The organism is Aureimonas altamirensis (assembly GCF_023702225.1).
Classification (GTDB): domain Bacteria; phylum Pseudomonadota; class Alphaproteobacteria; order Rhizobiales; family Rhizobiaceae; genus Aureimonas; species Aureimonas altamirensis_B.
Genome location: NZ_JAMQCO010000002.1, coordinates 281,293 through 294,729, shown reverse-complemented (window position 1 = coordinate 294,729; position 13,437 = coordinate 281,293). Strand labels below are relative to the sequence as shown.

General features: G+C 65.2%; 13 protein-coding genes. 11 read left to right on the top strand and 2 right to left on the bottom strand.

Annotated features, from left to right (window positions below):
• Positions 1 to 11: 11 nt before the first annotated feature.
• From NDN16_RS04110 to NDN16_RS04075, 8 genes are all read left to right on the top strand, one after another.
• Complete coding sequence (locus NDN16_RS04110; protein ID WP_251112347.1) at positions 12 to 320, top strand: FtsB family cell division protein; 309 nt, start codon at positions 12 to 14, stop codon at positions 318 to 320.
• 163 nt (positions 321 to 483) lie between these two features.
• Positions 484 to 1,572 carry a pyruvate dehydrogenase (acetyl-transferring) E1 component subunit alpha gene (gene pdhA / locus NDN16_RS04105; protein ID WP_251112346.1) on the top strand — a complete coding sequence of 363 codons (1,089 nt, stop codon included), beginning with the start codon at positions 484 to 486 and terminating at the stop codon, positions 1,570 to 1,572.
• Between the two features lie 12 nt (positions 1,573 to 1,584).
• A complete protein-coding gene (locus NDN16_RS04100) occupies positions 1,585 to 3,012 on the top strand; it encodes a pyruvate dehydrogenase complex E1 component subunit beta (protein ID WP_251112345.1) in 1,428 nt (475 codons plus the stop codon).
• A gap of 13 nt (positions 3,013 to 3,025) precedes the next feature.
• Positions 3,026 to 4,393, top strand: coding sequence for a pyruvate dehydrogenase complex dihydrolipoamide acetyltransferase (locus tag NDN16_RS04095; protein WP_251112344.1), 1,368 nt, complete (start codon positions 3,026 to 3,028; stop codon positions 4,391 to 4,393).
• 33 nt (positions 4,394 to 4,426) lie between these two features.
• The gene (gene lpdA / locus NDN16_RS04090) at positions 4,427 to 5,878 is read left to right on the top strand and encodes a dihydrolipoyl dehydrogenase (RefSeq protein WP_251112343.1); all 1,452 of its coding nucleotides are present in this window, start codon (positions 4,427 to 4,429) and stop codon (positions 5,876 to 5,878) included.
• A gap of 104 nt (positions 5,879 to 5,982) precedes the next feature.
• On the top strand, positions 5,983 to 6,237 hold the full coding sequence (locus tag NDN16_RS04085; RefSeq protein ID WP_251112342.1) for a GlsB/YeaQ/YmgE family stress response membrane protein: 255 nt from the start codon (positions 5,983 to 5,985) through the stop codon (positions 6,235 to 6,237).
• A gap of 141 nt (positions 6,238 to 6,378) precedes the next feature.
• The gene (gene lipA / locus NDN16_RS04080) at positions 6,379 to 7,356 is read left to right on the top strand and encodes a lipoyl synthase (RefSeq protein WP_251112341.1); all 978 of its coding nucleotides are present in this window, start codon (positions 6,379 to 6,381) and stop codon (positions 7,354 to 7,356) included.
• A gap of 6 nt (positions 7,357 to 7,362) precedes the next feature.
• The gene (locus NDN16_RS04075) at positions 7,363 to 7,818 is read left to right on the top strand and encodes a type II toxin-antitoxin system RatA family toxin (protein ID WP_251112340.1); all 456 of its coding nucleotides are present in this window, start codon (positions 7,363 to 7,365) and stop codon (positions 7,816 to 7,818) included.
• A gap of 3 nt (positions 7,819 to 7,821) precedes the next feature.
• Here NDN16_RS04075 and NDN16_RS04070 read toward each other — a convergent pair whose 3' ends face one another.
• Together NDN16_RS04070 and NDN16_RS04065 are read right to left on the bottom strand one after the other, a co-directional pair.
• Positions 7,822 to 8,319 (bottom strand): CinA family protein, encoded by a 498-nt coding sequence (locus tag NDN16_RS04070; RefSeq protein ID WP_251112339.1) that lies wholly within the window; start codon positions 8,317 to 8,319, stop codon positions 7,822 to 7,824.
• Entirely contained in the window at positions 8,309 to 9,505 is a 1,197-nt protein-coding gene (locus NDN16_RS04065) for a bifunctional 2-C-methyl-D-erythritol 4-phosphate cytidylyltransferase/2-C-methyl-D-erythritol 2,4-cyclodiphosphate synthase (protein ID WP_251112338.1), read from the bottom strand. The genes NDN16_RS04070 and NDN16_RS04065 overlap by 11 nt, the downstream gene beginning before the upstream one ends.
• 269 nt (positions 9,506 to 9,774) lie before the next feature.
• Here NDN16_RS04065 and NDN16_RS04060 point away from each other — a divergent pair, with 269 nt between their 5' ends.
• Genes NDN16_RS04060 through ntrC form a run of 3 tightly spaced genes read left to right on the top strand, consistent with a single transcriptional unit; the run spans position 9,775 to position 13,366 of the window.
• Positions 9,775 to 10,785, top strand: a complete 1,011-nt coding sequence (locus NDN16_RS04060) for a tRNA dihydrouridine synthase (RefSeq protein WP_251112337.1) — start codon at positions 9,775 to 9,777, stop codon at positions 10,783 to 10,785.
• A 5-nt stretch (positions 10,786 to 10,790) separates the two neighbouring features.
• Positions 10,791 to 11,918, top strand: a complete 1,128-nt coding sequence (locus NDN16_RS04055) for a two-component system sensor histidine kinase NtrB (protein WP_251112336.1) — start codon at positions 10,791 to 10,793, stop codon at positions 11,916 to 11,918.
• Positions 11,918 to 13,366, top strand: coding sequence for a nitrogen regulation protein NR(I) (gene ntrC, locus NDN16_RS04050; protein ID WP_251112335.1), 1,449 nt, complete (start codon positions 11,918 to 11,920; stop codon positions 13,364 to 13,366). Before NDN16_RS04055 ends, ntrC begins: the two co-directional genes overlap by 1 nt.
• Positions 13,367 to 13,437 lie beyond the last annotated feature (71 nt).

The window sequence follows — 13,437 nt, the reverse complement described above, 5'->3', positions numbered from 1 at the left end:
GATGTTCCCCCATGCGGACCAAACAGAAGCGCAGATCCAAACTCGGACCTTTTGTCGTACCCGTCATCACCATGACGGTGCTGGCGTACTTCGCGCTCCAATCCCAGGAAGGGCGCTACGGCGTCGAGTCCCGCAAGGAGATGGCCGCGCTGCTCGAGCAGCGGGAGGCCCAGCTTGCCGGCTTCGTCAAGGAACGGGCCGCGCTGGAAACCCGCGTCCAGTCTCTGCGTGACGGCTCCCTCCAGCGCGACATGGTTGACGAGCGGGCCCGTCGTGCCCTCAATATGGGAAATGAAGACGAGATCGTCATCCTGCGCTGAGCAAGGCTGCAGGTTAACTTGATTGCGGTTAAATCATGCTGCATTGCGGCATTTAACCGAAATCAGGGCAAGATTGTGTCGCCTTCTTGCCGTTGCATCTGAATTGCGTGTAGTGCGTTTTCCCGACACGCCCCGCGGGGCCTTAACAGAGGGAAGGCGCTTTATGGCTTCTGGCAAGCAAAAGAGCAGCGTCCAGGGCAAGGGGGCGACCGCCTCCAGCTCCGAAATCGTCAAGACGCTCGAGCACTTCGACACGCCGGCCCCTGCCGACTTCACCAAGGAAGACGACCTCGCGGCCTATCGCGAGATGCTGTTGATGCGCCGCTTCGAGGAGAAGGCCGGCCAACTCTACGGCATGGGCGTCATCGGCGGCTTCTGCCACCTCTATATCGGCCAGGAGGCCGTCGTCGTGGGCGTTCAGGCCGCGCTGAAGGACGGCGACCAGATCATCACCGCCTACCGCGACCATGCGCACATGCTTGCCACCGGCATGGAAGCGCGGGGCGTCATGGCCGAGCTGACAGGCCGCCGCAACGGCTATTCGCGCGGCAAGGGCGGCTCGATGCACATGTTCTCGAAAGAGAAGAACTTCTACGGCGGCCACGGCATCGTCGGCGCTCAGGTGCCGATCGGCACCGGCCTCGCCTTCGCCAATTCCTATCGCGGCAACGATTCTGTCTGCGTGACCTATTTCGGCGACGGCGCGGCCAACCAGGGCCAGGTCTACGAGGCCTTCAACATGGCTTCCCTGTGGAAGCTGCCGGTGATCTACGTTATCGAAAACAATCGCTACGCCATGGGCACGGCCGTCAGCCGCGCCTCGGCGGAAACGAATTTCGCGCATCGCGGGCTCTCGTTCAAGATTCCGGGCATCCAGGTGGACGGCATGGACGTGCGCGCGGTCAAGGCGGCCGCAGACCTTGCGGTAGAGCATTGCCGTGGCGGCAACGGCCCCATCATCCTGGAGATGATGACCTATCGTTATCGCGGCCACTCCATGTCCGATCCGGCGAAGTACCGCACGCGTGAGGAAGTGCAGAAGATGCGCTCCGAATCCGATCCGATCGAGCAGGTACGCCAGCGCCTGATGGACAAGTTCAAGGTGGACGAGGACGAGCTGAAGGGCATCGACCGGGAGGTGCGCGACATCGTGGCCGAGGCCGCCGATTTCGCCCAGAACGATCCCGAGCCGGATCCTTCGGAACTGTGGACCGACGTCTACGCCGAATCCGTACCGCAGTCCGCGAACTGAGAGGGCGCACTCATGCCGACAGAGATTCTGATGCCCGCCCTTTCCCCCACGATGGAAGAGGGCACCCTGTCCAAGTGGATCAAGCAGGAAGGCGACGACGTCGCGCCGGGTGACGTGATCGCCGAGATCGAGACCGACAAGGCCACGATGGAAGTCGAGGCCGTGGACGAAGGAAAGCTGGGCAAGATCCTGGTGCCCGCCGGCACCGAGGGCGTGAAGGTGAACGCGCCCATCGCCATTCTGATCGCCGAAGGCGAAAGTGCGGATGACGCCACGCCGAAGAAGCAGGAACAGCCCACCGGCCGCTCCACCAACGATCCGAAGCCTGCCGACGACGGCGCGGCCGATGCGGCCGAAAAGAACGCCGGCAAGCCGGTTCCCGCGTCCGGCCTGTCGCACCCCGAGCCCGACGACGTCGATGGCGACCTGGCCGAAGAGGTGCCGGCCGGCACCGAAATGGTCAAGACGACCGTCCGCGAGGCGCTTCGCGATGCCATGGCCGAAGAGATGCGCAGGGACGAGACCGTGTTCCTGATGGGCGAGGAAGTCGCCGAATATCAGGGCGCCTACAAGATCAGCCAGGGCCTGCTGGACGAGTTCGGCGCGCGCCGCGTGGTGGATACCCCGATCACCGAGCACGGCTTCGCCGGCCTGGCCGTCGGCGCCGCCTTTGCGGGACTGCGCCCGATCGTCGAGTTCATGACCTTCAACTTCGCCATGCAGGCGATCGACCAGATCGTCAATTCGGCTGCCAAGACGCTGTACATGGCCGGTGGCCAGATGGGCTGCCCCATCGTGTTCCGCGGGCCCAACGGCGCCGCGGCGCGCGTGGCGGCGCAGCACAGCCAGGATTACGCCGCCTGGTATGGGCATATCCCCGGCCTGAAGGTGGTGCAGCCCTACACGGCGGCCGATGCGAAAGGCCTGTTGAAGTCGGCCATCCGCGATCCCAACCCCGTCATCTTCCTGGAAAACGAAATCCTCTATGGCCACAGCTTCGACGTGCCGAAGCTGGATGACTGGACGGTGCCGATCGGCAAGGCGCGCATCCACCGCAAGGGCAAGGACGTCACCATCGTCTCGTTCGGCATCGGAATGACCTATGCGGTCGCCGCCGCCGAGCAGCTCGCCGCCGAGGGCATCGACGCCGAAGTGATCGACCTGCGCACGATCCGCCCGCTCGACATCGATACGGTGGTGCGCTCCGTTCGCAAGACCAACCGTTGCGTCACCGTGGAGGAAGGCTGGCCGCAAGGGTCCGTCGGCTCGCATATCGCCTCCGAACTCATGGTGCGCGCTTTCGACCATCTCGACGCGCCGGTGCTGAAGGTTTGCGGCAAGGATGTTCCGATGCCCTACGCCGCCAACCTGGAAAAGCTGGCTTTGCCTTCCGTCAAGGAAGTCATCGAGGCCGTGAAGGCCGTGACCTATCGCGCTTGAGGAGTGTTGACGGATGCCGATCAATGTGACGATGCCGGCGCTTTCGCCGACCATGGAAGAAGGCACGCTGGCCAAATGGCTGGTCAAGGAAGGCGACAAGGTTTCGCCGGGCGACGTGATCGCCGAGATCGAGACCGATAAGGCCACGATGGAAGTCGAGGCGGTGGACGAAGGCACCGTCGCCAAGATCCTCGTCGCCGCCGGCACCGAGGGCGTCAAGGTGAATGCCACCATCGCCGTCCTGGCCGGTGACGGGGAAAGCGCCGACGACGCATCCGGCGGGGCGCAGGCGGCGGACGTGAAGGCCGATGCGCCGGCCAGGGCCACCGTCGAGGAAGCCAAGGCCGAACCGGCAGGCGCCGCCCAGCCGGTGGCCGCTCCGGCAAAGGGCGATGCCCAGCCCAAGGGCGACCGCGTCTTCGCATCGCCGCTGGCGCGGCGTATCGCAAAGGAATCCGGCATCGACCTTTCGTCGATATCCGGCTCCGGGCCGCAGGGCCGGATCGTCAAGGCGGATGTCGAGGCGGCTTCCAAGGGCGGCGCCGCCAAGCCCGCCGCTGCCGCCGACAAGCCTGCCGACGATGCGAAGGCCGCGCCGGCGCCCGCCGCCGCCGCCGCACCCGCGCGTGGCATGAGCGACGAGACCGTTCGCAAGCTCTTCCCCGCAGGATCGTTCGAAGAGATTCCGCATGACGGCATGCGCAAGACCATCGCCAAGCGGCTGGTCGAGTCCAAGCAGACGGTTCCGCATTTCTATCTGACCGTGGATTGCGAAATCGACGCGCTGCTGGCGCTGCGCAAGCAGCTCAACGAGGCCGCGCCGATGATCAGGACGGAAGCGGGCGACAAGCCTGCCTACAAGCTGTCGGTCAACGACATGATCATCAAGGCCATGGCCTGCGCGCTGAAGGCGGTGCCCGATGCCAACGTCTCGTGGACGGAAAGCGCGATGCTGAAGCATCGCAACGCCGATGTCGGCGTGGCGGTGTCCATCGAAGGCGGGCTCATAACCCCCATCGTGCGGCGGGCCGACGAGAAGACCCTGTCCGTCATCTCCAACGAGATGAAGGACCTGGCCAAGCGCGCCCGGGCCCGCAAGCTCAAGCCCGAGGAATACCAGGGCGGCACCACCGCCGTATCCAACCTCGGCATGTTCGGTATCCGCGACTTCGCCGCCGTCATCAACCCGCCGCATGCCACCATCCTGGCCATCGGCGCGGGCGAGGAGCGGGCGGTCGTCCGGAAGGGCGAGATCAAGGTGGCCAACGTCATGACGGTTACCTTGTCGACGGACCACCGGGCCGTGGACGGCGCGCTGGGCGCGGAGCTTCTTTCCGCCTTCCGCGAATACATCGAAAACCCGATGGGCATGCTGGTCTGATCGGCTTCGGACAGGCAGGGCAAGGACGCTGACATGGCTGAAACCTACGACATCCTGATCATCGGCGGCGGACCGGGCGGCTATGTGGCCGCCATCCGTGCCGCGCAACTGGGCTTCCGCACGGCTGTCGTCGAGCGCGAGCATCTGGGCGGCATCTGCCTCAACTGGGGCTGTATCCCGACCAAGGCGCTGCTGCGTTCTGCCGAGATCTTCCATTATGCCGAGCACGCCGAGAACTACGGCCTGAAGATCGAAAAGCCGGGTTTCGACATCGGCGCGGTGGTCAAGCGCTCGCGCGGGGTCTCCGCGCAGCTCAATGGCGGCGTCGGCATGCTGCTCAAGAAGAACAAGGTCGACGTGATCTGGGGGCAGGCCCGCATCGCCAAGGCCGGCAAGGGCGGCCCGGTTGAGGTCGAGGTCGGCGAGGCGACCAAGCCGGCCGTGGAACCGCAGAACCCGGTGCCGAAGACGGTACTGGGCCATGGCACCTACAAGGCGAAGCATGTGATCGTCGCCACGGGCGCGCGTCCGCGCGTCCTGCCGGGCATCGAGCCGGACGGCGACCGCATCTGGACCTATTTCGAGGCGATGAAGCCGAAGGCGATGCCGAAATCCCTGATCGTCATGGGGTCGGGCGCCATCGGCATCGAGTTCGCCTCCTTCTATCGCACGATGGGCGCCGACGTCACCGTCGTGGAACTGCTGCCGCAGATCCTGCCGGTGGAGGACGGGGAAATCGCCGCCGTCGCTCGCAAGCAGTTCGAAAAGCAGGGCATGAAGATCCTGTCCGATGCCAAGGTGACGAAGGTCAGCAAAGGTGCGGACGGCGTCGAGGTGATGGTGGAGCAGGGCGGCAAGAGCCAGACCCTGAAGGCGGAGCGGTTGATTTCCGCCGTCGGCGTGCAGGGCAATACCGAGGGCCTGAATCTTGATGGCATCGGCGTCGAGATCGAGCGCGGCATCATCAAGGTGGATGGCTATGGCCGCACCAATGTCGACGGCGTCTACGCCATCGGCGATGTCGCCGGCGCGCCGATGCTGGCCCACAAGGCCGAGCATGAGGGCACGATCTGTGTCGAGAAGATCAAGGGTCTCGACGCGCATCCGATGATCCGCACCCAGATTCCGGGCTGCACCTACTGCCAGCCGCAGGTGGCCAGCGTCGGCCTGACCGAGGCGAAGGCCAAGGAGGCCGGGCGCGAGGTCAAGGTGGGGCGGTTCAAGTTCATCGGCAACGGCAAGGCCATCGCACTGGGCGAGCCGGAAGGCATGGTGAAGACCATCTTCGACGCGAAGACGGGCGAACTCCTGGGCGCCCATATGGTGGGCGCCGAGGTGACGGAACTGATCCAGGGATTCGTCATCGCCATGGGCCTCGAGACCACGGAAGAGGAACTCATGCATGCCGTGTTCCCACATCCGACCCTGTCCGAGACGATGCATGAAAGCGTCCTCGACGCCTATGGCCGCGTCATACATATGTGACAGGGGGGCCGGTACCGACTCGTGCGGACTTGACCGGCCCCCTCATCGCCCATCTAACCTGACATGCGGCACAATCCGCCGCAGGTCAGACAGGAGTGGGTTGCATGAACGGCGTCGGCATCATCATGTCGATCATTCTCGGCGGTCTCGCCGGATGGATCGCGGAAAAGATCATGGGGGCCAATATCGGCCTTCTCACGAACATCATCCTGGGGATCGTCGGAGCGCTGTTGCTCAACTTTATCCTCAGCCTTTTCGGCATCTTTACGGCCGAGACCTATCTGGTGCAGTTCATCGTCGCGATCGTGGGCGCATGCCTGCTGATCTTCCTCTGGCGGGCGATCCGCGGCCGGGGCTAGAGCGTTGCGCGTCCATACGGACGCACAAAGGTCGCTCTGACTTTCTGGTGGAGCATCGGATCTTCCGAAGACCGGATTCCACTTTTCGGCCCGATGCTACAAGCCTTGTTGCAGGCCGTGGCAGGAGTTAAATAACGAGCCATGGTCACCGTTCTCGATACCTTGTCGCGGGCCGGGGAAAAACCCCGGCCACGCCACCCCGAAAAGGCGCACCGGCCCGATACGCCGGTGCTGCCCAAGCCCGACTGGATCCGCGTCAAGGCGCCCGTGTCGCGCGGCTACGCGGAAACGCGCGAAATCGTCAAGGCGGAAAACCTCGTCACTGTATGCGAAGAGGCAGGCTGCCCAAACATCGGCGGCTGCTGGGAAAAGAAGCACGCCACCTTCATGATAATGGGCGGCATCTGCACGCGCGCATGCAGTTTCTGCAACGTCGCCACGGGCAAGCCGCACGCGCTCGACGACGGCGAGCCTGAAAGCGTCGCGCGCGCCGTAGCGAAGATGGGGCTTCACCACGTGGTGATCACCTCCGTCGACCGCGACGATCTTTCCGATGGCGGCGCCGAGCATTTCGCACGGACCATCCGGGCTATACGGGCCGCCGCACCCGGCACCACGATCGAAATCCTGACACCCGACTTCCTGCGCAAGCCCGGCGCATTGGAGGTCGTCGTTGCCGCACGGCCGGACGTTTTCAACCACAACCTCGAAACGGTGCCGTCCAACTACCTGACGGTGCGTCCCGGAGCGCGCTATTTTCACTCGGTGCGGCTTCTGCAGCGCGTCAAGGAACTGGATCCCACCATCTTCACCAAGTCCGGCATCATGGTTGGGCTGGGCGAAGAGCGGAACGAGATCCTGCAACTGATGGACGACCTTCGGTCCGCCGATGTCGATTTCATCACCATCGGCCAGTACCTCCAGCCGACACGCAAGCACCATGCCGTCATCCGCTACGTGCCGCCCGAGGAGTTCAAGTCGCTGGAGACGGTGGCCTACACCAAGGGCTTCCTGGTGGTTGCGGCAAGCCCGCTGACCCGCTCGTCGCATCATGCGGGAGAGGATTTCGAGCGGCTGCGCAAGGCGCGCCAGGCGCGTCAGACGTCCGAGGCGGCCTGACGCGCGATGCCGAAATTCGAAAGTACGCGTATCGTCTCCTTTACGCCGCGCCAGATGTTCGATCTCGTGGCGGACGTGGAACGCTATCCCGAATTCGTGCCGCTGTGCGAGCGTCTGACCATCCGCACGTGCCGCGAGCGCGAGGGGACGACGCTTCTCGTCGCCGATATGACGGTGGCCTACAAGATGATCCGCGAAAGCTTCGCGACGCAGGTTCTGCTGGACCCCGACAGGCGGCAGATCGACGTCGAATACATCGACGGGCCCTTCCGCTTCCTGCGCAACCAGTGGCGTTTCGAGGATGACTCCAAGGGATGCAAGGTCGCGTTCTTCATCGAGTACGAGTTCAAGAACCGGGCGCTCGGCATGGTGATGGGCTCCATGTTCGACTACGCCTTCCGGCGTTTCGCCGTGGCGTTCGAGGAGCGTGCCGCCAAGGTCTACGGCGCGCCCGCCGCCTGACCTTCAGTCCTGACGCATCATCTGGTCGATGAGGTCGAAGGCGATGGCGACGCTCATCAGGCGGACGCGCCGGCGCCCGATATCGCCGAACATCTCCTTGCGATGAATAAGCCGATCGCCCCGTGCGGCGGCGAAATGAACCAGCCCGACCGGCTTCTCGGCGCTTCCGCCACCGGGCCCGGCAATGCCGGTGATTGAAACGGCGATGTCGGCATGGGAGGCGGCAAGCGCCCCCAGCGCCATGGCGCGCGCAACTTCGCCCGATACCGCGCCGAAAGCCTGCAGCGCCGCGTCGTCGACGTGCAGCACCTCTGTCTTGGCCGCGTTGGAATAGGTGACGTAGCCGCGCTCCACCACGGCGGACGAGCCCGGAACCTCGGTCAGGTATCCCGCTACCAGCCCGCCCGTGCACGATTCCGCCGTGACGATGCGAAGCCCGCCGGCCGTCGCCTCCGCGACCAGCCTTTGCGCCTCCTCGATCAGCCCTTCGTCATCCTGCATCGCCTGTCTCCCCGAAAACGACGCTGGCCGTCGCGATGGCGGCTATGCCTTCCCTGCGGCCCACGAAGCCGATGGTTTCGTTAGTGGTGGCCTTGACCGACACGCGCCCGACGTCGATGCCCAGAGTATCGGCTATGGCGGTGCGCATGGCCAGACGGTGCGGCGCGATCTTCGGCGCCTCGCAGATGAGGCTTATGTCCGCATTGCAGATGCGGCCGCGATGGCTGCGCACGATCTCGGCGGCATGCGCCAGGAAGATGCGCGATGCGGCGCCCTTCCATTGCGGATCGGATGGCGGAAAATGATCGCCGATATCGCCGGCCCCGCATGTGGCCAGCAGCGCGTCGGTCAGCGCATGAAGCCCGACATCCGCGTCGGAGTGGCCGGACAGTGCCTGATCGTGCGCGATACGGACGCCGCATAGCGTGACATGGTCGCCGGCAACCAGTTGATGCACGTCGTAGCCGTTGCCGACCCTGACATCGAGCATGGGGGTATCGTCCTTCGTCAGATGCGCGGCGGCCCGGGCAAGGTCGGCCGCATAGGTGATCTTCTGGTTCTCGGGGGCGCCGGCCACGAGGCCGACGCGGATGCCCGCCCATTCGGCGATGGACGAATCGTCGGTGAAATCGTCGCGCCCGCTGGCCCGTGCGGCACGGTGCGCCGCCAGTATCGGCCCGAATGGGAAGCCTTGCGGCGTCTGGGCCGCAAACAGGTTCGTCCGCGCTACGGTATGGGCCACATGAAGGCCGTCGTCGCTGTGCTTCAGCGTATCGGATACAGGCAGCACAGGAAGCGCGCCCATGGTTTGTGTGACCCCATCCTGTATGCGGCGCACGACGGCGCCGGCCAGGGGGCGCGCCGCATCGTGAATCAGCACGATGTCCGGTGCGCTGGCTTCCAGCGCGGCCAGCCCGTTGAGGACGGATTGCTGCCGGCTTGCGCCGCCTGTCACCGTGCGGACGTGGGGCAGGGGCGGGACGGCCGCCGCGTAGAGCGCCTCGTCCTCGGCGTGGATGACCACGATCACGCTTTCGAACCGCTCCGCCGGAAAGCAATCCAGCGCGTGGGCGATCAGCGCCCGGCCGCCGAGCCTGCGGTACTGCTTGGGCCCGCCCTCCGCGCCGGCGCGCTCTCCACGCCCGGCGGCGACGATGATGGCGGCGGCGCGGCGCGGCTTGTTCATTCTCCAGTCCCCATCATGATCCTGTCGTGGAGGGACCATAAAGAGGCGCTGCGCGCAAGGCTTGGGCGGCCTGCCTGCATTCCCCTCATTCCAGCCATCACAGACGCACAAATTGGTTGCACTGCAGCGAAAAGATACGCATACAGAACGGATATGCTTGCGATTTGGGCATGTCCATATATAGATCAACCATGGCCGCGAACCGATTAGAACATGCACGCAGATCATTGATTCCCGCCGTCCCTCTCAGGGACGACGCGCGGTTGTCGTTGAACGGGCGTGATTTTGGGGCGCCTGTCCTGTGCGCGCCCTTGTCGGGCATAACGGATGTTCCCTTTCGCCGGCTGCTGCGTCGCCTCGGCGCCGGCCTGGTCTTCTCCGAAATGGTGGCCAGCGGCGAGTTGATGCGCGGTACGCGGGAGAGCCTTCTTCGGGTGATGGCCGATGGCGCGGGCCCGCGCGCCGTGCAACTGGCGGGCCGCGACCCTGCAATGATGCGTGCGGCGGCGGAAAGGCTGGCCGGCGAGGGTGCGGACCTGATCGACATCAATTTCGGCTGCCCGGCCAAGAAGGTCGTGGGCGGCCAATGCGGCTCGGCGCTGATGCGCGAGCCGGAGCTGGCCGCGCGGCTGATGGCGGCGACGCTGGAGGGCGCCGGCTCGGTGCCCGTTTCCGTCAAGATGCGCCTCGGCTGGAGCCGCGACAGCTTGAATGCTGCCGAAATCGCCCGGGCGGCGGAGTCTGTCGGCCTATCCATGGTCACGGTGCATGGACGCACGCGCGACCAGTTCTATGAAGGCCGCGCCGATTGGGCGGCCGTCGCCCCCGTGCGGGCGGCCATCGGCCTTCCGCTTGTGGTGAACGGCGATGTCGAGACCGGTGCCGATATCGACCGCGCACGCTCGGCCAGCGGCGCGGATGCGGTGATGGTGGGGCGCGCCCTGTGCGGCCGCCCATGGCTGATCGGCCTGATGACGGGCGCGCTGACGCCGCGCGACCTTGCGGCGCTGGCGCTGGACGACCTGGTCGGCGGGCATTACGAGGCGATGATCGACCATTACGGCGCGGCGACCGGTGTCCGCCATGCGCGCAAGCATCTCGGCTGGTATCTCGACGGGGTGGCCAGGCGGCGGGGCAGCGACATGGCGTCGGCGCGGACGGCGCTGATGAGCGCTCGCAACGTGCCGGCGGTCATGCGGCTGATCGGGGACGTTTTCGGCGGCGTCCGCGCGGCCGACCTCGAGCCGACCGAACCCATGTTTCTGGAAAGGGCTGCGTAAGCGACGTGACACGGGCAACGACACCTCCCATCGATACCTTCCAGGTCTTGAACGCCATTCCGCATCCCGTCGTCGTGGTGGATGCCGAAGGCTATTTCTCCTTCGCCAATTCCGACGCGGAACAGTTCTTCTCGGCCGGGGCTAGCTACCTGTCCAGGCGTCGGCTATCGGATTTCGTACCGGGCGACAGCCCGCTGTTCATGCTGATCGACCAGGTGCGCGCGCAAGGCTCGCGCATCAGCGAATATCGGGTGGACCTGTCTTCGCCGCGGCTCGGCGGCGAGCGGCTGGTAGACCTTTATGTCTCGGCGATCCCGGACAGCAAGGGCCTCGTCGTGGTCATGATCCAGCTGCGCTCCATCGCCGACAAGATGGACAGGCAACTGACCCATCGATCGGCCGCGCGCAGCGTGACGGGGCTTGCGTCCATGCTGGCGCATGAAATCCGCAACCCCCTGTCGGGCATCCGCGGGGCGGCGCAGCTTCTGGAAACCTCCGCCTCGGACGAGGATCGGGTGCTGACCCGCCTGATCCAGGAGGAAAGCGAGCGGATCGGCAAGCTGGTCGACAGGATGGAAGTGTTTTCCGACCAGCGGCCGGTAGAGCGTTCCGCCGTGAATATCCATTCCGTGCTGGAGCATGTGAAAACGCTGGCGCGCAGCGGTTTTGCCCGCAACGTCCATATCAGCGAAGTCTACGATCCGTCCTTGCCCCCCGTCTTCGCCAACCGGGACCAGCTCGTCCAGGTGTTCCTGAACCTCGTCAAGAACGCCAGCGAAGCCGTATCTTCGGTCGAAGATCCGGAGATACGGCTGTCCACCGCATTCCGGCCGGGCGTGCGCCTTTCCGTGCCGGGCAGCCGCGCGCGCGTGACGCTGCCGCTGGAATTCACCGTCGAGGATAACGGCCCCGGCGTTCCCGAGGATATCCGGGAGAACATCTTCGACCCCTTCGTGACGACCAAGCCCAGCGGAACCGGCCTCGGCCTTGCGCTGGTGGCCAAGATCGTGGGCGACCATGGCGGCGTGATCGAATGCGACTCCCAGCCCGGCCATACCGCGTTTCGCGTTCTCATGCCGGCCTGGACTGAGGCTATGGACAAGATAACGACCTCCCCGAGGAGTACCGATTGATGGCACCGGCCCAGATTCTCGTTGCCGACGACGATGCGGCGATCCGGACCGTATTGTCGCAGGCCCTGCTGCGCGCCGGCTACGAGGTACGCGTGACCTCCAACATCGCCACGCTGTGGCGCTGGGTGGCGGCTGGCGACGGCGACCTCGTGATCACCGACGTTCTGATGCCGGACGGCGATATTTTCGATACGCTGCCGCGCATCCGCAATACGCGGCCCGACCTACCGGTCATCGTGATGAGCGCGCAGAACACGTTCATGACGGCCATCAAGGCGTCGGAGCGCGGCGCCTACGACTATGTGCCCAAGCCCTTCGACCTGTCGGAACTGGTGGGCATCGTGCGGCGTGCCCTGGCCGAGCCGAAAAACAACGCGCGGGCCGACGGCGGCGAGAATGCCGGCGAGACGATGCCGCTGGTGGGCCGATCGCCCGCCATGCAGGATATCTATCGCGCGCTGGCGCGCATGATGCAGACCGATCTGACGGTGCTGATCACCGGAGAGTCCGGCACCGGCAAGGAGCTCGTGGCCCGCGCCCTGCATGATTACGGCCGCCGGCGGAAGGGGCCCTTCGTCGCCATCAACATGGCCGCCATCCCGCGCGATCTGATCGAGTCGGAGCTGTTCGGCCACGAGAAGGGTGCCTTCACGGGCGCACAGGCCAGAGCCAGCGGCCGCTTCGAGCAGGCCGAGGGCGGCACGCTGTTCCTGGACGAGATCGGCGACATGCCGATGGAAGCCCAGACGCGGCTGCTGCGCGTGCTGCAGCAGGGCGAATATACGGTCGTCGGCGGACGAACGCCCATCGCCACGGACGTGCGCATCGTTGCGGCCACCAACAAGGATCTGCGCCAGTTGATCCAGCGCGGTCAGTTCCGCGAGGATCTGTTCTACCGCCTCAACGTGGTGCCGCTGCGCCTGCCGCCGCTGCGCGAACGCATAGAGGACCTTGGCGATCTTGCCCGCCACTTCTTCGCCGAAGTGCAGAAGGAGGGGCTGCCGCGCAAGACGCTGAGCCAGGGCGCGCTGGACGTGATGCGCCGATATGCCTGGCCCGGAAACGTGCGCGAGCTCGAAAACCTCGTGCGCCGGCTGTCGGCGCTCTATCCGCAGGACGAGATCACCGCCGAACTGGTGGAGCATGAGCTGGCCAACGAAATGGCCAAAACCAGCAATGGCGACGGGGAAAACGGCAAGGCCATCGATCTGTCCGCCTCGGTCGAACGCTACCTCGCGGACTATTTCACCTCGTTCGGCGACGATTTGCCGCCCCCTGGCCTCCATGGGCGTATCCTGCGCGAGGTCGAGTATCCACTGATCGCCGCCGCGTTGGCCGCAACGCGCGGCAATCAGGTAAAGGCAGCCGATCTGTTGGGCGTCAATCGCAACACGTTGCGGAAAAAAATCCGCGATCTGGATGTGATGGTCGTCCGCTCGATCCGCTAAAATTTTCGACGGTCTCGTTGCAATCTGAACACATTACGTTGCAAAACTGCCACGAGATGGCAGGTGTGACG

Excerpts from the sequence above, each read along its gene's own strand:
- NDN16_RS04110 (WP_251112347.1), top strand. The coding sequence starts at position 12 with ATGCGGACCAAACAGAAGCGCAGATCCAAACTCGGACCTTTTGTCGTA.
- pdhA (WP_251112346.1), top strand. The coding sequence starts at position 484 with ATGGCTTCTGGCAAGCAAAAGAGCAGCGTCCAGGGCAAGGGGGCGACC.
- NDN16_RS04100 (WP_251112345.1), top strand. The coding sequence starts at position 1,585 with ATGCCGACAGAGATTCTGATGCCCGCCCTTTCCCCCACGATGGAAGAG.
- NDN16_RS04095 (WP_251112344.1), top strand. The coding sequence starts at position 3,026 with ATGCCGATCAATGTGACGATGCCGGCGCTTTCGCCGACCATGGAAGAA.
- lpdA (WP_251112343.1), top strand. The coding sequence starts at position 4,427 with ATGGCTGAAACCTACGACATCCTGATCATCGGCGGCGGACCGGGCGGC.
- NDN16_RS04085 (WP_251112342.1), top strand. The coding sequence starts at position 5,983 with ATGAACGGCGTCGGCATCATCATGTCGATCATTCTCGGCGGTCTCGCC.
- lipA (WP_251112341.1), top strand. The coding sequence starts at position 6,379 with ATGGTCACCGTTCTCGATACCTTGTCGCGGGCCGGGGAAAAACCCCGG.
- NDN16_RS04075 (WP_251112340.1), top strand. The coding sequence starts at position 7,363 with ATGCCGAAATTCGAAAGTACGCGTATCGTCTCCTTTACGCCGCGCCAG.
- NDN16_RS04070 (WP_251112339.1), bottom strand. The coding sequence starts at position 8,319 with ATGCAGGATGACGAAGGGCTGATCGAGGAGGCGCAAAGGCTGGTCGCG.
- NDN16_RS04065 (WP_251112338.1), bottom strand. The coding sequence starts at position 9,505 with ATGAACAAGCCGCGCCGCGCCGCCGCCATCATCGTCGCCGCCGGGCGT.
- ntrC (WP_251112335.1), top strand. The coding sequence starts at position 11,918 with ATGGCACCGGCCCAGATTCTCGTTGCCGACGACGATGCGGCGATCCGG.